Below are 18,548 nucleotides of genomic sequence, written 5' to 3'. Positions count from 1 at the left end.
AATGGAATCTATGTATCCAACTAATTATGGAAATTACGATGAGTACGGCAATATGTATCAAGATGATCGCCAACTAGGCTTTTTCCCTTTTTTTCCAGGTTTATTTCCTGGAGGTAGTTCACCTGGTCAAGGAGGGCCACCATTCGGCCCACCACCTGGCCAAGGTCAACCAGGAATTCCACCATTCGGACCACCTCCAGGTCAAGGACAGCAAGCAGGACCACCTGTAGGTCCACCACCACAATATGTTCCACAACAACCTTCTCAAGTTGGAAGCGGTGGTGCACAATTATTTGCAGTTGATCCTGGTTCGATCAGAGGATGTTTATTTCGCTACACCTATGTTTGGCTAAGTCGTTTCAATGCTTTCTGGTTCTATCCGACGTATGTAGGAAGACGATCAGTGGCAGGTTACCGCTGGACAGGATTCAACTGGGTTTATTTTGGGATTGACCTTGATCGTATTCAATCGTTTACATGTGTCTAGACGTCTTCATGCACGAGTACGAATTAAAGAAGATCATACTAATTACAATGGTGCGAATCGAGTGTTGATTTGTGCCTTTTTTTATATGTTAACAAGAAAGTTTAAATTTTAACGCTAGAGTAGCTTTTGTTTTATTAGTAAAAGGACGTCATCGGCATTAAGCGGATGAATCGAGGTTAAAATGTCGATGAGGATCAATCTCATCGGCATTTTGCCACTAAATAGAACTCAAATTGCCGACGAGCAGCTGTCTCATCGACAATCCAAGGGAAACAAGAGATCAAACTGCCGACAACAAACCTTCTTATCAAATTTGCATCTGTAATTATTATTGGGAATAAAAAGAGCATAATATTAAAATTAATGTTACAGTTAGAAGGTATATAAAATAAGTTAGTAGGTGAAAAACATGATTGAGATTAAAACATCAAAGCTTAGTGACGGTGAATTTAATAGAGGTGTTTTTGCTACATGTAATATCGAAAAAGGCAAGCTTTTACATGAAGCACCCGTCATTGCATATCCAAATGACGAGCATCAACATATTGAAAAAACCTTACTCGCAGATTATGCATTCGAGTATGGGATAAATCATTCAGCGATCTTGCTAGGTTATGGCATGCTGTTTAATCATTCTTATCAACCGAATGCAAACTATGAGATTAATTTTGATAATCACACATTTGAATTCTATGCTTACACAGATATAAAAGCAGGAGATGAGATTTTAATTAATTACAATGGCGAAGTTGATATAGATGATCCACTCTGGTTCAATCAAGAAGAAGAAAATTAATATGACACCGAAAAATCATGAAATACCCGCTATGAAATTCAAGTAAGAGGTGAATGTTACAACTTGATTTGTATGTTGTAAAATTAGTTGCAAGGGGATGGAATCAATGGACAGTCTAGTTGGTTTTAATCGAAGTGACTACCCATTTCATTTGTTTTCTCTTTCTCATATTTATATGGTAATCATTACAGTGGGATTATTAGCATGGATGTATATTTTTAGAGAGAACATTAAGAGGAACTATAAACGAATCTATAAAAATATATTAATTGTATTTCTTATATTAGGGGAAATTACGTTTCATTTATGGTATCTCTCGCACGACAGGTGGGATGTCGCGACTAATTTGCCTTTGCAACTATGTTCGATTTCTTTATATTTATGTACAATTATGTTACTCACAAAAAATTTTAAAGCATTTGAAGTTTCTTTTTTTGTGAGTATGACAGGGGCCTTTATAGCAATTGTGACGCCAGAACTTTTCTTCGGATTTCCGCATATGCGATTCTTTCAATTTTTCATTGCCCACATTGCCATTATACTTTCCTGTTTTTATATGATATGGATCGAGGAATATAAACCCTCTTTTCGTTCTGTGATTCGAGCGTTTGTCATTATAAATATTATGGCCTCCTTTGTATTTGTCATTAATCAAATCGTTGGTTCTAATTATATGTTTCTAGCAGAAAAACCTAATACCACAAGCATCATTGACTTTTTAGGACCATATCCATGGTATATCTTGTCACTTGAAGCTGTGGCATTTACCATATTTCTGCTTCTTTACTTTTTATTATTTAAAATACCTGCTTTTTTTAATAAAAAGTAAAAAACAGGGGGTAAGTATTCTACTTAACTGCAAACTCAAACAATGAAAAAATTATATAACTAAACAGCGAATTAATTGCGTATACGTATCGTTCTCTTCACGGGAATTAATGTCCGCTAGACTGGAATTATACTTTATTCCCGTGAAGCAGAACACAATTCCCGTCAAGAATAAGAAGATTCCCTTGAAGAGAGACTGAATTCCCGTAAAGCGTGTGTAGATACCCGTGAAGAGGAAAGATTCTTTAATCCTAAACAAAACTTATAATAGTCACTATTCTTTAGTTTCTGCTTAATACGCATAAAAAATCCAAGTGATATCGATTCTATTCGAATATCGCTTGGATTTTCGTCATCTTAAAATACCTTCGTCCCCGTTTAATGGTGTGTGGCGTGGTCAATGGATTGCTGCAAAATTTTCATCACGTGTTCGTCGTCCTGAGAATAATAGATCGTCTTACCATCGCGACGATATTTTACTAAGCGTAAATTTTTGAGAAAACGAAGCTGATGGGAAACATTGGATTGATTTAAATCCAGTTTTTCGGCAATATTGGAAACCGATAATTCCTGTTCAAATAATAAATGCAAAATGCGAATTCTTGTCGGATCACCTAAAGCTTTGAAGGTTTGCGATACCAAAAATAACGTTTCTTCATCAAGAGCCTCATATGTTTCGTCTGCCATTACATCATCTCCTTAATTACAACAGTCTTCCTCTTTTTCAATTTCTGCATGGACACCTTCTATTTGAATGGTGGTGTGGTGAAGGGAGAACGAATCATGTAATAAATTCGAAGCCTTTTTTAATAAATGATCGCGATCAACATTTTCCTCTACAACCATATGACAACTTAATGCAGGAAAGTCAGAAGTGATCGTCCATACATGTAAGTCATGTATGTTAATCACTCCTTCTAATTGAACCAATTTATTTTCCACTTCTTCATAGGATACATGGTTTGGAGTACCTTCCATTAAAATGTGCAACGAATCCTTGGTAATCCGGTAACCGCTGACTAATATCAGTATCGCTACAATAATACTGGCAAGTGGATCAGCAATATTCCAATTGAAAAGCATAATGAGAATACCAGCTATTATCGCTCCAACGGAACCAAGCAAATCACCTAACACATGTAATAAAGCACTCCGCATATTTAAATTCCCTTTGGTATCTCCACTGTAAATCAGAATAAAGGCTACAATAATGTTTATTAATAAACCAGTAACAGCGATCCAAAGCATCATCGGACTAACATTTGGTGGTTCTAAAAAACGATGATAGGCTTCATAAAAAATATAAAGAGAAATCGCTAATAGTGTAATCCCATTAATAAATGCTGCCAAAATTTCGAATCGTTTATATCCAAATGTTTTATGTGCGTTTGCTGCTTTCTCACTTAATTTAAAAGCAAATAAACTGAGTCCAAGAGCAAATGCATCACTTAGCATATGTCCTGCGTCTGACAACAATGCTAAGCTATTAGTTAAAATACCACCAATTACTTCGATGACCATAAAAGTAAAAATTAACATAAAACTTATTAGTAACGCTTTTTTATTGTTGGTGTGATGATGATCATGCGCGTGATCATGTCCGTGTGAATGTCCCATAATTCAACTCCTCTATACATATGAACATATATTCATATTATAAAAGTTCAGAAGAAAATGTGCAAGTGTTTTTAGCACAAAAAAAGTGACTGGACGATCCCAGTCACTAGAATGGTAAATAGGGTAATAAAATTCCACCGATGAGACCAATGATTACAATAACCCATGAAGGTAATTTCCAAAATGCTAATAAGCTAAAAAGGATAGCGGCTAAGATAAAATCTTTCGTTTCTATGATCGTACTAGTCCAAATCGGTTGATAGAAGGCAGCGATTAATAATCCGACAACAGCTGCATTGACGCTAATAAGCGCACCACGAATCGAAGGTGTTTGGCGCAACAAGTTCCAAAATGGTAATGTTCCAACTATTAATAAGAAGGCTGGTAAAAAAATTGCGAAAGTGGCTAAAAGCCCACCTGGAACGCCAGCTATCACCGTTCCTAAATAGGCAGCAAATGTAAATAGTGGACCTGGTACTGCTTGGGCGGCACCATAACCAGCCAAGAATTCCTGTTCTGAAATCCAGCCAGTAGGGACGAATTCCTGTTCAAGTAGTGGTAATACAACATGACCACCACCAAAAACTAATGCACCAGATCGATAAAAACTGTCAAACATTGCAAGCCATTGCCAGTCACTCATTTGATTGGCAAATGGTAAAATGATCAGTAACAAAAAGAATAAAGAAAAACTTATGATGGCCGTTTTCTTAGATAAAGTTAAATGAAGATTTATCGTTTCTTTTTTTTCTTGTTTTTGAAAAAGAAATATACCAATTAAAGCAGCTACGAGAATGATTGCCACTTGTGTTAAGGTCGTTTGCCAAACTAACATGACCACAACTGCAAGTAAAGCAATCGCTTTTCTTGGAAGATCTGGTGCAAGTTTTGCCCCCATTCCAATAATAGCGTGTGCCACAACCGCGACTGCGACGATTTTTAAGCCATGAATAAAACTAGCATCATAAAAGGAAAATTGCTGAAGTGCTAAAGCAAAGACAATTAAGACAACAACGGATGGTAAGGTAAAACCGATAAAGGCGAGAATTCCACCTATAACGCCACCACGTATAATCCCAACCCCCATTCCGACTTGACTACTTGCAGGTCCGGGTAGGAATTGACACAATGCAACCAAATCTGCATAAGCTTTTTCATCTAGCCATTTTTTTCGCCTGACGTATTCTTCATGGAAATAACCTAAATGTGCAATAGGACCTCCAAAGGAAGTAAAACCTAATCTAGTTGCAATCCATAGAATAATCAAGTAATCTTGAAACGTATTTTTTTTAGTTTCCATATAAGCCCCCTGTATATCTATTTTCTAGCTGAATTATAGCAACATTTAATATGAAACGACAAGCTGTCCGACGTAAATTTTTTGTTAAAATTGAATAATGAATATGAGTATCGCTAAAATGACGATCACGATACTAACGGCAATAAGCGAATACGTTTTCGAAGTGTTAGCAACTTGGATTTCACTCCAATTAATTGGTTGAATGCCGCTTGTCCAAAAAACAAGGATAGCGGAACATAAAATCGCACTAATATTAACTAATAGTAAAATAAAAGGAGTCAGTGCTTGCTCGAATTCCAAAGCACCAAGCATCATTCCTAAGACGACCGCTGGAGGTAATAGCGCAACAGATACCATAACACCTACTAATGCTTCTGAAACACGTTTAGCGAAGGACATGGCACCTGCCGTACCTGCAGCAAGTGCCACAACAATATCCATCAATTCGATGTTTGTTCTTGCTAAAAATTCATCACTATTAATCGGTAAAGGGAAAATAAATCCGAAAATAATCGCGATAGCAATTGGGATTACTAAGCCATACAAGCATGTTAATACAGATCGTTTCATTAACTTGTAATCCCCTAATGTAGCAGCAAAAGCGAGAGCGGTAAATGGTCCGATTAGTGGGGCAATCACCATAGCTCCAATCACAATAGCAGCACTATCTTTAACAATCCCAGCAGTAGCTACAACAGCAGAGAGAACTAGCATCCATAAATAGTTGATGCTAGTTGTACTGGAAGAGTGGACGACATTATACAATTCATGCCGGCTGGCACGAGTGATTTCTTTTTGCTTTTCTTCAGAATCTTCTTCTATCTCTTCTTCTTTATCGGGTTCTACTCTAGGAACATAGGTCGAAATATTGTAAAGTAAAGCTCTAACTTCTTCTTGACCTTGGTCATTTACTTCTAAAAAGTCAAGAATTTCTTCGGTGTGTTTTTTCTTTATCAGTATTTTGACTAGTTCTTCTTTGTCTGAAATTTTTGTGTGCCATTTTTCGATGACATGGAATTGTTCAATTTCAGTTAAAAAAGCATCCAGCCGATTGAGTGGAATATAGACTTCGATTAGTTGTAATTCCATAGTGTGTGTCCCTTCTTAATGTTCGTACATCATTTTTCTTGTCATACCACCATCAATAATTATGTTTTCTCCATTAATAAAATCATTAGCTGGATCGGTTAGAAATAGGCAAGCACGAGCGACATCTTCTGGCTTACCTACTCGTTTAGAAGGGTGTTGCTGGTGATCGATTTCTCTTAATTGGTCGTATTCTGTTGTTTGAATCCAGCCTGGACTAATAGCATTACTTGTAATAAAGTCTTCTTGCAAGGACATAGCTAAAGAATGTGTCAGTGCTAAAATACCACCCTTACTTGCAGCATAGCTTTCACTATTTGCTTCTGACATATAAGCACGAGTGGAAGCTATATGAACTAGACTGCCACCAGTTGATTGATTCCGCATGATTTTAGCAGCCTGTTGTGAACATAAAAAAACACTTCGTAAATTCGTGTTAATGATATGGTCCCAGTTTTCTAACGTCATTTCGTAAAAATTACCGAATGTGGATACTCCAGCATTGTTAATCAGAATATCGAGCTTACCATATTGCTTATTTACTTTTCGGAAGAGATCATACACTTCCTCAGGAACACTAACATCTGTTTGAATAAAATCCATGTTATATTCGAAAGGTTCTACTTTATCGGCAACGATTACAATAGCTCCTTCATTACGATAACTTTTAGCAATCGCTTTGCCTATACCATTTGCTCCACCAGTAACTACGACGACTTTATCTTGGTAACGCATTTTGTTGTGCAGCCTCCTCTATAGGAAATCTCAATGTAATGGTTGTTCCTTGATTAACTTCACTTGATACTTGTATATCACCTTCATGCATTTCAACTAAATTTTTTACAATAGATAAACCTAATCCAGTTCCACCATTAGCTCTAGAACGTGATTTGTCGACTCGATAAAATCGTTCAAATAAATAAGGGATATCTTCTTTTTTAATACCAATACCAGTATCTTTTACACGTATGAAGACGTTAGTATCTTCTTCTTTGACTTCTAGTAATATGCTTCCCTTTTCTGTGTATCTTACGGCATTTTCTACTAGATTGGTCAGTACTTGGTCTAGTCTGCTTTTATCAGCAAATAAATAGACCGTTTTGTCAGGAATCTCTAATTCCATTTTTAATCCTTTTTCCGATGCTCTAAATTGCGAACGTTTCAACATTTCTTCTGCTAGTTTATTAATATTTACATCTTCTTTATTAAGGTCGATTTTGCCTTCTTCTATTTTCGATAGATCCATCAAATCATCCATAAGGTTACTAATGTGATCTGTTTCGTTTTCAATAATTTCCAGAAATTCATCTCTTTCCTCTTTACTTTGATACATTTCATGTCGAACAGCGTTGGCATATCCTTTGACATAGGTAAGGGGTGTTTTTAGTTCATGCGTAATATTAGAAAAAAATTCATTGCGGTTTGTTTGATATCGTTCCAACGTTTCCGATAAGTGATTAATAGCATGTGCGAGTGAACCGATTTCATCGTTTGCTTTATAATCAACGCGTAAGGAGAAATTTTTCTTTTCGGCGATTTGTTTAGCCGCTTTCTCCATTTCAATAAGAGGGGCCCCTAATTTTTTTGATATGAAAAAGGTAAAGCCCATTGCTAACGCCACTGCCCCTAAACTAGCCAAAATAACTAAGAAAATGATATTGTGAATCGAATTACTAATAAGGCCGAAAGAAGAAAACAAGACGACACTTCCATTAGTTCCATTCGGATTCGTAATGGGTTGTGCCACTTTTAAATAAGTAGAGCCGTTGAGTGTATATTCTTCAACCACTGTTTCACCTTGATCTAATTGTTTTATTTCATTTGTATCTAAAACTTGATCGGTAATATCATCATGCCAGTTCGTTTGCAATAAATTATTACCGTCACTATCCAAAATTACAGCACTCGTATCTGTCATATCGGTTAGGTGCTCTAATAATTGCAAGTTTTCAGGATCTTCTAAATCATTTACCTGGGTAGCATATTTTTCGGATAGTTGCACCAACTGTGTTTCTGTTTGATTGATCGAATAGTTTAAAATCAGCTGTAAGATAATATATCCTAGAGGAATTAAAATAATCAATTGTAAAAAAAGAATAGTAGCACCAAGTTTAAAAACGACACTATTTAGTTTCATTTTTACCCTCCCAATCAAATTTATAACCTACTCCCCATACGGTTTCAATTGGTTGATACGAAATTCCTGCTTTTTTCAATTTATCTCTTACATATCGAACGTGTGAATCAACCGTACGAATGTCTACAATTTCATCCAATCCCCATATCAAATCTAATAATTGTTCTCTTGTATATACTCGGTTTGGATGGGAGGCAAGTAAAAATAGAAGTTCAAATTCCTTTGGACTATATTTCACCTCGGTTTGATTGACGGTAACCGTGTGTGATAAGGAGTCGATGGTTAGTTCTCCAAATGTTAATAATTTTTTGGCTGTTTGATTTTCTTTTTGAAAATGACGCAGTTGTACCTGTATTCTTGCTAACAATTCCTCGGGTTCAAATGGCTTTACAATATAATCATCTGCCCCGATCGTTAACCCTTCCACTTTCTGTGACGTATCATTTAGCGCTGTTAATAAAATGATTGGGACATTTGGTTTAACGGTCTTCATTTGTTTACATGCCTCAATCCCATCTAGCTCTGGCATCATGATATCTAATAAAACAATATCAATAGCTTGGTTCTTCAATGTTTGAACTGCTTTCGTGCCATTTTCAGCTTCCATTATTTCAAAGTCTTTTCTTAAATATAATTTTAACATTGTTCTCATCTGTAATTCATCGTCGACAATTAAAATGGTTGTCATTGTTATCCCTCACATCTATCTATTTATTCCCTACTCAAATAGTATAGAAAAATTCGTAATTAGTAAAACAGAGAGTGCTTCAAGCAACTATAATTCGGAAGTTCAACCTAAACTGCGAAGTTGTGAGAACTTCTTCATGTAAAGGAGAATGATGAGTGAATTACCAGCGCTACGGAAAAACACTCCCTTTCCGGGGGCACGGTTTCAGCTAACTTTGAAAAGAAAGACACTTTTCAAAGTGGATCTTCAGCTCGTGCTGTTCCCCCAGGAGTGTCGCATTTTTCCTCCGCTTTGGACCGTACTCTGTTCAAGTGCGATGAAATAAGTTTTAATCACAATATCCTAGCTGTAACTTAGGTTGTGAAATATTACCGAAGCGTAGTCCATTTACGTAGACTCTTGCGGGATCAGCGTCTTCCGAAGACCCCGCAGGAAAAACGCCCTTTGTTTTTCTGAGGAGGCTGAGGTGACGCCCGCAGAAAGCGAAGTAAATGAACGGAGCTTTTGCATTGCACTCATTAAAATTTCAAAGTGAGCAGTAAACGTATTTCGCAGTTTGTGTCAACTTTTCATAAAAGCTAATGACTGTATTGTTTTGAAATGGTCAGTTTTTGAACAATTTATGACAATGATGGTTTCATCATAATTTCATCATATTTATCTGTCAGTATGTAAGACAGTTGTAAAATTATTTTTCAAACCAAAGGGTATGTAAAGTATATAAATGTTTTCGTAAAGAAAGGAGAAACATCATGAAGGCAATGAAGAAGCTCGTATATATTCTCACATTTTTGTTTATACCTATCTTCTTAGCAGGTTGTGAATCAAAACTATTAGTCTTTGATCCAAAAGGGCCGATAGCGAGAAGTTTAACAGATTTAATTGTGTATTCTATCATCTTTATGTTGGTAATTGTTATTGTCATTTTTGTTTTGTTTGGTTATATCGTTTGGAAGTATCGAGCACGGAAAGACGATGGTGATTTCGAACCGAAAGAAGAGAAAGGAAACCATTGGTTGGAGATTACTTGGTTTACGATACCAGTTATTATCGTTATTGCCTTAATGATACCTACAACTAAAACCATTTATGAAGTCGAGGATGTTCCACAAGGATATGAAGAAGAAGAGCCCCTTGTCATTCACGTTACTTCTGCCGATTGGAAATGGATCTTTAGTTATCCTGAACAAGATATAGAAACAGTGAATTATATTAATATTCCAGCAGATCATCCCGTTCAATTTAAGATGACTTCTGCAGGGACGATGCAGTCCTTTTGGGTACCTGAATTAGGTGGTCAAAAATATACAATGGCTAATATGCAAACAAATCTTTACTTAGTTGCGGATAAGCCGGGTTCATTCTATGGACGTAATACTAGTTTTAATGGTCGAGGGTATGCCCACATGGAATTCGAAGTACAGGCACAAACACAAGGTGATTTCAACGAATGGGTAAATGATGTTAAAACAACAGCAATGGACTTAACAGAAGACAAATATGCGGAAATATTAGAACCGGGTAATCTTGGTAGAATGACATTTAATAAAACGCATTTAGAGTGGGTTAATCATGCTCATGGTGGATCTGAGAAATATATTGATCCGGAATTATATGAAATTAGCCATGGTGATGAAGAGCATGAAGAAGAAAGCGAAGATACAGATGAGCAAATGGAAGAAAGTAATACAGAAGTAAAAGAAGATACGAGTGATTCGACAGATGCAGATCACTCACATCATTAATAGAGGTGGTGAAAGACATGTCATTAGATGAATTTTTTGTCACAGGTGACCCGATGATTTTTGCGTCACAGATTGCCATTGGTTTAACAATGGTTGGGTTAATTGCTTTAATCACATATTTGAAAAGATGGAAATGGTTATGGAGCGAATGGTTTACAACTGTTGATCATAAAAAAATAGGTATTATGTATATTTTAGCTGGGGTACTCATGTTTTTCAGAGGTGGTGTCGATGGTCTATTAATGAAAGCCCAAACCTCAAGGCCTGAACTAGGTATATTGGATGCCCAGCATTATGATGAAATTTTCACTACGCATGGTGTCATCATGATTTTGTTCATGGCCATGCCATTACTAATCGGGATTATGAACGTTGTAATTCCGTTACAAATCGGGGCAAGAGATGTTGCCTTTCCTAAATTAAATGCACTTAGTTTTTGGCTATTCTTTGCAGGTGCGATGCTATTTAATCTATCCTTTGTAATTGGTGGATCGCCTGATGCCGGTTGGACATCTTATTTTCCGTTAGCAGGAAAGGAATTCACACCAGGTGTCGGGAATAACTATTATGCTGTATCGCTACAGATAGCAGGTATCGGTACATTAGCAACAGGAATTAACTTTGTTGTAACGATTATTAAAATGCGGGCACCAGGCATGAGTTGGATGAAGATGCCGATTTTTGTTTGGACAACATTTATTACGTCGATCATTATCGTTGCTGCTTTCCCAATTTTTACAGTAGCATTACTTTATATGACGTTGGACCGACTTTTTGGGACACACTTTTTCACTGTGGCCGCTGGTGGGGACCCGATGTTATGGCTTAATTTATTCTGGTTATGGGGCCACCCGGAAGTTTATATCGTTGTTTTACCAGCGTTCGGGATGTTCTCAGAAGTTATCGCAACATTTGCACGGAAAAATTTATATGGTTATAAGTCAATGGTATACGCTGTTGCAGGGATTGCCTTCTTAAGTATGTTAGTTTGGGTCCACCATTTCTATACAATGGGCAACAGTGCAGCAGTTAACTCGATTTTCTCATTAACAACGATGATGATTGCGATACCGACTGGTGTGAAAATCTTTAACTGGTTGTTTACGTTACGAAAAGGTCGAATTGAGTTTTCAACATCCATGTTATGGGCATTAGCATTTATCCCATGTTTTACAATAGGTGGGGTAACTGGTGTCATGCTTGCAATGGCAGCAGCCGATTATCAATACCATAATACGATGTTCTTAGTGGCACACTTCCACTATGTGTTAATACCAGGTGTTGTCTTTGCAGTCTTTGCTGGTCTTTATTACTGGTGGCCAAAAATGTTTGGCTTCACACTTAATGAAAAAATCGGTAAATGGCATTTCTGGTTATTCGTAATTGGTTTTAATTTAACATTTATGCCAATGTTCTTCGTAGGTTTAGACGGTATGTCCCGTCGTATGTACACTTATGCAGAAAGTACTGGATGGGGTGCATGGTTAGGATTCTCAGCAGTAGGTTCATTAATTATGGCAGCTGGTTTTGCTGCACTTGTTTACAATATTTATTGGAGCTTCCGCTACGCATCACGAAATGTCGGAAACGATCCATGGAACGCTCGTACACTAGAATGGGCGACTGCATCTCCAGCACCACATTACAATTTTGCTAAGGTGCCAGAGGTAGGTCATCTAGATGATTTCTGGTACAAGAAGAAAAAAGGGGAAACAGGTCTTAAAAAGGCTGATTTAAAACCAGTTCATATGCCAAGTAACTCATGGACCCCAATCGTATTAGCAGCAGCATTTGGTGTTGTAGGGTTTTTCCTAGTATTTGAGTGGTTTACACTGGCGATAATCGCGTCTGTTGGTATTGTGGTTGGATTAGTTGCCAATACGTTTGATTATGATGACGGCTACCATATTCCGGTCGATGAACTAGAAGAAGAAGAAAGAGAGTGGAGAGGTGATCTAAAATGACGTCACACACAACTACACCGTTAGAATACAAGACACAACAAAGTCAAATGAATATTTTAGGGTTTTGGGTCTTCTTAGGTGCTGAAATCGTCTTATTCTCCACCTTGTTTGCTTCTTATTTCGTATTGGAGCATAACACTGCTGGAGGACCTGCTGGTGGAGACATCTTTGTCTTAAAAGATGTCTTGATCGAAACCTTTTTACTATTAACTAGTAGCTTCACTTCAGGTCTTGCAATTCATGCCATGCGTAATCATGACAAAAAAGGATTATTAATATGGATGATCGCGACCTTATTGCTAGGTGCAGGCTTCTTATATATGGAAATTAACGAATTTCTTCATTTTATCCACGAAGGGGCAACGATCCAAACAAGTGGTTTCACTGCTGGTTTATTTACATTATTAGGTACGCACGGTGCCCACGTTACGTTCGGGATTTTCTGGATTAGCTTATTATTAGTTCAATTAGTACGTCGTGGTATAACTGAAAAAACATCTAGCAAGCTGTTTATTGCCAGCCTGTACTGGCACTTCTTAGATGTTGTCTGGATCTTTATTTTTACATTTGTATATTTAAAAGGGATGGTGATGTAAATGAGTGCACATACTAGTCGTTTTCCATGGAATCTATTAGTAGGTTTTGTTCTTTCCATTGCACTAACATTACTCGCCGTGTTTGTAGCTTTTAACACCAATTTTTCTAAGTCGATCATATTAGGAATTATTGGAACACTAGCAATATTTCAAGCATTGATTCAGCTATTTATGTTTATGCACGTAACCGAAGGAAAAGAAGGTATTATTAACGTGGTGAACATGATCTACAGTGTATTCCTTGCATTAGTGATCGTATTTGGTTCGATCTGGGTACTAACATCAGGACACGCGTCTATGCATTAAGTAATAGCGAAAGGGACTGCCTCAACGGCTTGCGTTGAGTGCAGTCCATTTCGCAAAGTTGCCAGTAAATTCGCAAAGTTGCCAGTAAATTCGCAAAGTTGCCAGTAAATTCGCAAAGTTGCCAGTAAATTCGCAAAGTTGCCAGTAAATTCACAAAAGTTTGAGTAAATTCAGCAAACTTAATCACAAAGTTGTCTGTTCACCTTATTAATCCATAAGTTCTCTGGATCAGCTAAAAGAGTTTGCCATCCAAGTTTTTCAGCGGGTTCTAAATTCTCTTTCTTGTTATCAACAAAAAGAATTGGTCGATTTTCATCTAATTGGTTCATACAAATCTGATAAATTCTTTGATTAGGCTTCGCAGCTTTAACCTCAGCTGATATAGTGGCACTTTTTATCACGGTGTAATCGTCCGTAAAACCCCCACTTCAAGAGTTGAGCGATAGCAAAGAAGCTAAGTGGGGATAAACGGACGCTAACTTCCTGATAAGTTTCGCTAACAATCAGTGGAAGTTTAAAATTCCCACTGATTGAAGTCTCACTTTATAAATGGACGTATTTGATCTAATATCGGTTCTATCCATTCTGTACGATGATTACTTAGAATATGGATATCTGCAATTCTACTCCATTTCTTAATACAATGAAGACCTTCTAGCTCGATAAGACTTTTAGGTAAGATATCTTGTAAGTAGTTTAGGTCTATATTGGGAAAAGTAGTTTTAAGCCAGTTCCAAAAAAATCTTCTGAAATTTCACCATGCCAGAGTTTTTCGCGAATTTCTTTCTTATAAATTTTTCGTACTTCTTGATAAGAAAGGCTTGCTTGTGACACGAGTTCATCCCAAAATTTGTCGAGATCAGTAGCTAATACACCACCAATATCTAATACTAATTGCACGTTTTTCATAAATGTATCATTTCCTTTCATTATTATGGTATCATATCTTCAGACAATTTTTAAAAAGGAGAAAAAGGCATGACACTAAACAAAAAAGGATTATTATCATTTATCGTTGCCTTAATTTTTGCAACACCGATTACTGCATACGCTCATGTAAAATGGTTTGCAGAAGTAGAACCAGAAAAAGTTCCGATTGAGCAAATTTTATCACCATTTTTTATAACATTTGCCATCATCGTTGCTATTATCTTAGCTGTTTTATCGCAAGTAATGGATTACTTTATGAGAGTTCCATATGCCGAAAAAATAGATAACTTTTTAAATGGAATCAGAAAATACTCCCGCTATATCTTAAAATATGGTACAGCACTAGCATTCATTATCCAACTAATTTCTGGAACCATGTTTGCACCAGAATTTGAGATTACAGATGGTTGGCAAACGGTTGTAATGGGTATGATTATCGTAGCTTTACTAATACCATCCCATATTAGCACCAAGGTCGCTGCCTTTCTAATGCTTGGCTTGTTTATTACGGTATGGCAAGATTACGGTTGGTTCTATATGTTGGACTATGGATTTTATCTAGCGATTATTTTCGTATTATTTATTGGAAAAACGAAATGGGAAAGATGGGGTTTTCCATTCCTTTACTTGGGTACAGGTTTAAGTTTATGTTGGGTTGCCGTAGAAAAATGGGTTTATCCAGCAATGACCTTAGATATTGTGGTAAATCACAATGTACCGACCTTTGGCTTTGATCCTGAAATTTTTATTGTTATGGCAGCATTTGTAGAATTTGTGGTTGGTTATTTATTAGTTGTAGGGATTCTCAACCGTATATTAGGTTTAGTGGTAACATTGATATTTGTTTCCACCACCCTTTTATTTGGAATGACAGAAATTATCGGACACGCGATGATTCATATTGTCTTAATCATTTTTATTATTGAAGGGGTTTCGTTTTATCACCCTCCAATAAAAATCCATAAAACGAAAATTGATCAATTTGTGTTTGTATTCTTAAACTTTATTTTCATATTAGCTACCTTTATTTTAGTCTATTATCGATTTGCGTAATTTGTCGATTTACTTGATCACTGTTATAAAGTAAAATAGTAGCTAAGACAAATAGCACAGCTCGTGCAAGAAATGGGGCGAGTATCATGAAAAAGATTGCATGGATTACAGATAGCTCTTGCGGATTAGATAAAGAATACGCAGAGAAAAATGATATCTTTATTATCCCTTTAAATGTGATTATCAAGGGAAAAACATATAGAGAAGATATCGACATTTCAAAAGAAGAATTTTATGATTTATTAAAAATTCACGGTGACGATGCCAAGACAAGTCAACCAGCCTACGGAGACTTCATCACATTGTATGAACGTTTGAAAGAAGAGTATGATTGTGGCATAGCTCTACATGCATCAAGTCAACTAACAGGCACATATCAAAGTTCAATATCTGCATCAGAAATGGTTGGCTTTGATGTAGAAGTAATTGACTCTAAAATAGGGGACTATGCACTGGGTAAAATGATCAAAAATGGTGTTGAAATGGCGAAACAGAAAACATCTTTTGAACAAATCGTTGCTAAACTCAGGTCCTATCCAGAATTTGCCCAGATGTATCTAATGCCTCAAAGTTTTGATCAATTACGTAAAAGCGGAAGGGTAAGTGCTGCTCAATCACTATTTGCATCGCTATTAAACATCCATTTAATATTAGGTTTTGATAATGGTAAAGTGGTTGTAAAAGATAAAGTCCGTATTAAAAAAAGAGCAGCACGAAAAATGTTTCAGTTATTAGATGAAGTAATGGAAAAGTATCAATTAAAAGAAATTTGTATTTTACATGCCGGAGTCAAGGATCAGGCACATAAATGGAAAGAAGACATCGAGAAGCTTCATACAGGCTTAAAAGTAAATATTCAGACATTGGTTCCAGTAGCCGGTGTTCATACTGGATATGGCACGATGTGTATTACCTGGTTGCGTGACTAATAGAAAGGAATCAAGTTTTTCTAATTGGAAAAACTTGATTTTTTGCGTTAAAGTATAATTAATGATATGTAAGAGATAGAGAGGAAGATTGTTAAAATGGGACATCATTTTGATACAAGGTCCGTGCACGTTACGATGAAAAGAAATGAAGGTGTACCAACTAAAGTAACACCAATTCACCAAACATCTGCGTTTACCTTTAAAAATTTGGAAGATATCGAAAACTTTTATAATGGTGAAAGAGATTATCTTTATACACGTGTTGGAAATCCAAACACCGATGAATTAGGAAAGGCTGTTGCTAACTTAGAAGCGGCACCATCAGGAATTGCAACATCTTCTGGATTGTCAGCGATTATGGTAGGGATTCTTGCTATTGCAAAAGCAGGTGATCACATTCTAGCTTCAGAAGATCTATATGGTGGTACATACGAACTATTGGCAAATGAGTTAACAAGTTTTGGAATCGAAGTTAGCTTTGTTTCTTTTGAAAAGGATATCGAAACCGAAATAAGAAAGAATACGGCGTTATTGTACACGGAATCGATCACAAACCCTTTGCTACGTGTGGAGGACTTAGAGCGTGTAGTTCGAATCGCCAAAAAACATAATTTGAAAACAATGGTTGATAACACTTTCGCAACTCCTTATTTAGTACAGCCTTATCATTTAGGAGTTAATTTGGTTGTCCATAGTGCAACTAAATATCTTGGAGGACATAGCGATATAACAGCGGGTGTTTTAGTTGGAGATGAGGACTTACTAACGAAAGCGAGAACTAAATGTGTCAACCTCGGAGCTAATTTGAGTCCGTTTGAAGCCTGGTTAACGGTCAAAGGTTTAAAAACATTGAGTGTTCGAATGGAGAGACATGTCCAAAATGCCTCTAAATTAGCAAAAGCATTAGCGAAACATGCAGCAGTAGACAAAGTATATTATCCTGAATTTGTAGCAGAAAAAGGAAACGGTGCAATTGTCACGATCGATATTACTAATCAAGCAAATATTGACACCTTTTTTGAATCGCTGGATTGGATTAAAATTGTCGCAACATTAGCTGGTGTGGAGACAACTGTTTCTTATCCGATCGGCACTTCCCATCGTAATTTGCCTAAAAAATCTCAACAGGCATTAGGTATTACAAAAGGTTTAGTTCGTATTTCAGTAGGAATTGAAGATGTCGATGATATCGTCACAACGCTTGAAAATGCGTTAACGAAAGCTAAAAAATGAGGTGAAATCATGAAATATGCAGTTGTAACGGGAACATCAAAAGGCCTTGGTGCGTCTATCGCAAGATTGTTAATGGAAGCTTCTGTAAATGTGATTGGTCTTGCAAGAGGTGAAAATCAAGCTTTGGAAAACGCTGATTTACCTGGTAGTTATCAGCATTATCAAGTCGATTTAGCTAATATCGAGCAAACGGAAAAGACATTTTTAGATATTATTGCCTTTTTGAAAGAGCACCCAATCGAATCTTTACAATTGGTTCAAAACGCAGCTTTAGTATCACCAATTGAACAAGTGGGGAAACAATCCGCAGAAGAATTAACGTCACATGTTCATGTTAATTTGTTAGCGCCAATGGTGATTACGAATTTATGGTTGGATGCCTGGCGTGATCGTGATATTCCCTTAGTACTTGTAAATATCACATCTGGTGCAGCCAACCGGTCAGTTTATGGTTGGAACGCTTATGGAAGTACGAAGGCTGGATTGGATCGCTATACTGATACGGTTGCACTAGAACAAGAAAAATTAGAAACGAATAACAAAATTTTCTTGTTTGATCCTAGTATAATGGACACGGATATGCAAGGAGAAATTCGTTCTGCAGATCCAAGTCAATTTGTTGATGTGGAGCAATTCAAAAATTATAAAACGGAAGATAAGCTTCGTGATACAGATGTTGTAGCAAAAGTTTTAGTCGATCGTTTATTAGATGAACAAGCGATCAAAAATGGTGACTACTATAGTGTTAAAGATATTCTCTAAAATAGGTATCTACCTATTTTAGAAATTTTTACTGACCATTTTATCCTTGCCTACATACGTTATAAGTGTAAGTATTAAAGGAGGGATGAAG

At 36.6% G+C, this 18,548-nt stretch carries 20 protein-coding genes; 11 read left to right on the top strand and 9 right to left on the bottom strand.

The window, feature by feature from the left end:
• The first annotated feature begins 10 nt into the window (after positions 1–10).
• From BN3107_RS14255 to BN3107_RS14245, 3 genes are all read left to right on the top strand, one after another.
• Entirely contained in the window at positions 11–487 is a 477-nt protein-coding gene (locus BN3107_RS14255) for a hypothetical protein (protein ID WP_058309254.1), read from the top strand.
• A gap of 409 nt (positions 488–896) precedes the next feature.
• The gene (locus BN3107_RS14250; RefSeq protein ID WP_058308310.1) at positions 897–1,283 is read left to right on the top strand and encodes an SET domain-containing protein; all 387 of its coding nucleotides are present in this window, start codon (positions 897–899) and stop codon (positions 1,281–1,283) included.
• Between the two features lie 106 nt (positions 1,284–1,389).
• On the top strand, positions 1,390–2,112 hold the full coding sequence (locus BN3107_RS14245) for a YwaF family protein (RefSeq protein ID WP_058308309.1): 723 nt from the start codon (positions 1,390–1,392) through the stop codon (positions 2,110–2,112).
• A 377-nt stretch (positions 2,113–2,489) separates the two neighbouring features.
• Here BN3107_RS14245 and BN3107_RS14240 read toward each other — a convergent pair whose 3' ends face one another.
• From BN3107_RS14240 to BN3107_RS14210, 7 genes are all read right to left on the bottom strand, one after another.
• Positions 2,490–2,798, bottom strand: coding sequence for an ArsR/SmtB family transcription factor (locus BN3107_RS14240; protein WP_058308308.1), 309 nt, complete (start codon positions 2,796–2,798; stop codon positions 2,490–2,492).
• 12 nt (positions 2,799–2,810) lie between these two features.
• On the bottom strand, positions 2,811–3,728 hold the full coding sequence (locus tag BN3107_RS14235) for a cation diffusion facilitator family transporter (protein ID WP_058308307.1): 918 nt from the start codon (positions 3,726–3,728) through the stop codon (positions 2,811–2,813).
• A 106-nt stretch (positions 3,729–3,834) separates the two neighbouring features.
• Positions 3,835–5,028 (bottom strand): chromate efflux transporter, encoded by a 1,194-nt coding sequence (chrA, locus tag BN3107_RS14230; RefSeq protein WP_058308306.1) that lies wholly within the window; start codon positions 5,026–5,028, stop codon positions 3,835–3,837.
• A gap of 84 nt (positions 5,029–5,112) precedes the next feature.
• A complete protein-coding gene (locus tag BN3107_RS14225; protein ID WP_058308305.1) occupies positions 5,113–6,117 on the bottom strand; it encodes a TIGR00341 family protein in 1,005 nt (334 codons plus the stop codon).
• A gap of 15 nt (positions 6,118–6,132) precedes the next feature.
• A complete protein-coding gene (locus tag BN3107_RS14220; protein WP_058308304.1) occupies positions 6,133–6,849 on the bottom strand; it encodes an SDR family oxidoreductase in 717 nt (238 codons plus the stop codon).
• The gene (locus BN3107_RS14215; protein WP_058308303.1) at positions 6,833–8,251 is read right to left on the bottom strand and encodes an ATP-binding protein; all 1,419 of its coding nucleotides are present in this window, start codon (positions 8,249–8,251) and stop codon (positions 6,833–6,835) included. Before BN3107_RS14215 ends, BN3107_RS14220 begins: the two co-directional genes overlap by 17 nt.
• The gene (locus tag BN3107_RS14210; RefSeq protein ID WP_058308302.1) at positions 8,238–8,939 is read right to left on the bottom strand and encodes a response regulator transcription factor; all 702 of its coding nucleotides are present in this window, start codon (positions 8,937–8,939) and stop codon (positions 8,238–8,240) included. Before BN3107_RS14210 ends, BN3107_RS14215 begins: the two co-directional genes overlap by 14 nt.
• A 752-nt stretch (positions 8,940–9,691) precedes the next feature.
• On the opposite strand from BN3107_RS14210, the gene qoxA reads away from it, so the two are divergent.
• Genes qoxA through qoxD form a run of 4 tightly spaced genes read left to right on the top strand, consistent with a single transcriptional unit; the run spans position 9,692 to position 13,550 of the window.
• Positions 9,692–10,684 carry a cytochrome aa3 quinol oxidase subunit II gene (gene qoxA / locus BN3107_RS14205; RefSeq protein WP_058308301.1) on the top strand — a complete coding sequence of 331 codons (993 nt, stop codon included), beginning with the start codon at positions 9,692–9,694 and terminating at the stop codon, positions 10,682–10,684.
• 17 nt (positions 10,685–10,701) lie between these two features.
• The gene (gene qoxB / locus BN3107_RS14200; protein WP_058308300.1) at positions 10,702–12,648 is read left to right on the top strand and encodes a cytochrome aa3 quinol oxidase subunit I; all 1,947 of its coding nucleotides are present in this window, start codon (positions 10,702–10,704) and stop codon (positions 12,646–12,648) included.
• Complete coding sequence (gene qoxC, locus BN3107_RS14195; protein ID WP_058308299.1) at positions 12,645–13,244, top strand: cytochrome aa3 quinol oxidase subunit III; 600 nt, start codon at positions 12,645–12,647, stop codon at positions 13,242–13,244. The genes qoxB and qoxC overlap by 4 nt, the downstream gene beginning before the upstream one ends.
• Positions 13,245–13,550 carry a cytochrome aa3 quinol oxidase subunit IV gene (qoxD, locus tag BN3107_RS14190; protein WP_058308298.1) on the top strand — a complete coding sequence of 102 codons (306 nt, stop codon included), beginning with the start codon at positions 13,245–13,247 and terminating at the stop codon, positions 13,548–13,550. It abuts the gene before it with no gap.
• Between the two features lie 179 nt (positions 13,551–13,729).
• Here qoxD and BN3107_RS14185 read toward each other — a convergent pair whose 3' ends face one another.
• Together BN3107_RS14185 and BN3107_RS14180 are read right to left on the bottom strand one after the other, a co-directional pair.
• Entirely contained in the window at positions 13,730–13,951 is a 222-nt protein-coding gene (locus tag BN3107_RS14185; RefSeq protein WP_058308297.1) for an HAD family hydrolase, read from the bottom strand.
• 301 nt (positions 13,952–14,252) lie between these two features.
• Positions 14,253–14,459: a hypothetical protein gene (locus BN3107_RS14180; protein ID WP_058308296.1), complete on the bottom strand. Its 207-nt coding sequence runs from the start codon at positions 14,457–14,459 to the stop codon at positions 14,253–14,255.
• Positions 14,460–14,528: 69 nt separating this feature from the next.
• Between BN3107_RS14180 and BN3107_RS14175 the strand changes: the two genes are divergently transcribed.
• The 4 genes from BN3107_RS14175 (at position 14,529) to BN3107_RS14160 (ending at position 18,457) form a co-directional block, all read left to right on the top strand.
• Positions 14,529–15,533 carry a DoxX family membrane protein gene (locus BN3107_RS14175; protein ID WP_058308295.1) on the top strand — a complete coding sequence of 335 codons (1,005 nt, stop codon included), beginning with the start codon at positions 14,529–14,531 and terminating at the stop codon, positions 15,531–15,533.
• An 86-nt stretch (positions 15,534–15,619) separates the two neighbouring features.
• Positions 15,620–16,462, top strand: coding sequence for a DegV family protein (locus tag BN3107_RS14170; protein WP_058308294.1), 843 nt, complete (start codon positions 15,620–15,622; stop codon positions 16,460–16,462).
• Positions 16,463–16,558: 96 nt separating this feature from the next.
• Complete coding sequence (locus BN3107_RS14165) at positions 16,559–17,695, top strand: trans-sulfuration enzyme family protein (protein WP_058308293.1); 1,137 nt, start codon at positions 16,559–16,561, stop codon at positions 17,693–17,695.
• A 9-nt stretch (positions 17,696–17,704) separates the two neighbouring features.
• A complete protein-coding gene (locus BN3107_RS14160; protein WP_058308292.1) occupies positions 17,705–18,457 on the top strand; it encodes an SDR family NAD(P)-dependent oxidoreductase in 753 nt (250 codons plus the stop codon).
• Positions 18,458–18,548 lie beyond the last annotated feature (91 nt).

Origin of the sequence: Gracilibacillus massiliensis (assembly GCF_001458115.1) — a bacterium.
Taxonomy (GTDB): domain Bacteria; phylum Bacillota; class Bacilli; order Bacillales; family Amphibacillaceae; genus Gracilibacillus; species Gracilibacillus massiliensis.
The sequence above is the reverse complement of the archived record's forward strand: the minus strand, read 5'-3'. Positions and strand labels throughout refer to the sequence as shown.

Coding starts and splice junctions, on each gene's coding strand:
- BN3107_RS14255 (WP_058309254.1), top strand. CDS start 11: ATGTATCCAACTAATTATGGAAATTACGATGAGTACGGCAATATGTAT.
- BN3107_RS14250 (WP_058308310.1), top strand. CDS start 897: ATGATTGAGATTAAAACATCAAAGCTTAGTGACGGTGAATTTAATAGA.
- BN3107_RS14245 (WP_058308309.1), top strand. CDS start 1,390: ATGGACAGTCTAGTTGGTTTTAATCGAAGTGACTACCCATTTCATTTG.
- BN3107_RS14240 (WP_058308308.1), bottom strand. CDS start 2,798: ATGGCAGACGAAACATATGAGGCTCTTGATGAAGAAACGTTATTTTTG.
- BN3107_RS14235 (WP_058308307.1), bottom strand. CDS start 3,728: ATGGGACATTCACACGGACATGATCACGCGCATGATCATCATCACACC.
- chrA (WP_058308306.1), bottom strand. CDS start 5,028: ATGGAAACTAAAAAAAATACGTTTCAAGATTACTTGATTATTCTATGG.
- BN3107_RS14225 (WP_058308305.1), bottom strand. CDS start 6,117: ATGGAATTACAACTAATCGAAGTCTATATTCCACTCAATCGGCTGGAT.
- BN3107_RS14220 (WP_058308304.1), bottom strand. CDS start 6,849: ATGCGTTACCAAGATAAAGTCGTCGTAGTTACTGGTGGAGCAAATGGT.
- BN3107_RS14215 (WP_058308303.1), bottom strand. CDS start 8,251: ATGAAACTAAATAGTGTCGTTTTTAAACTTGGTGCTACTATTCTTTTT.
- BN3107_RS14210 (WP_058308302.1), bottom strand. CDS start 8,939: ATGACAACCATTTTAATTGTCGACGATGAATTACAGATGAGAACAATG.
- qoxA (WP_058308301.1), top strand. CDS start 9,692: ATGAAGGCAATGAAGAAGCTCGTATATATTCTCACATTTTTGTTTATA.
- qoxB (WP_058308300.1), top strand. CDS start 10,702: ATGTCATTAGATGAATTTTTTGTCACAGGTGACCCGATGATTTTTGCG.
- qoxC (WP_058308299.1), top strand. CDS start 12,645: ATGACGTCACACACAACTACACCGTTAGAATACAAGACACAACAAAGT.
- qoxD (WP_058308298.1), top strand. CDS start 13,245: ATGAGTGCACATACTAGTCGTTTTCCATGGAATCTATTAGTAGGTTTT.
- BN3107_RS14180 (WP_058308296.1), bottom strand. CDS start 14,459: ATGAAAAACGTGCAATTAGTATTAGATATTGGTGGTGTATTAGCTACT.
- BN3107_RS14175 (WP_058308295.1), top strand. CDS start 14,529: ATGACACTAAACAAAAAAGGATTATTATCATTTATCGTTGCCTTAATT.
- BN3107_RS14170 (WP_058308294.1), top strand. CDS start 15,620: ATGAAAAAGATTGCATGGATTACAGATAGCTCTTGCGGATTAGATAAA.
- BN3107_RS14165 (WP_058308293.1), top strand. CDS start 16,559: ATGGGACATCATTTTGATACAAGGTCCGTGCACGTTACGATGAAAAGA.
- BN3107_RS14160 (WP_058308292.1), top strand. CDS start 17,705: ATGAAATATGCAGTTGTAACGGGAACATCAAAAGGCCTTGGTGCGTCT.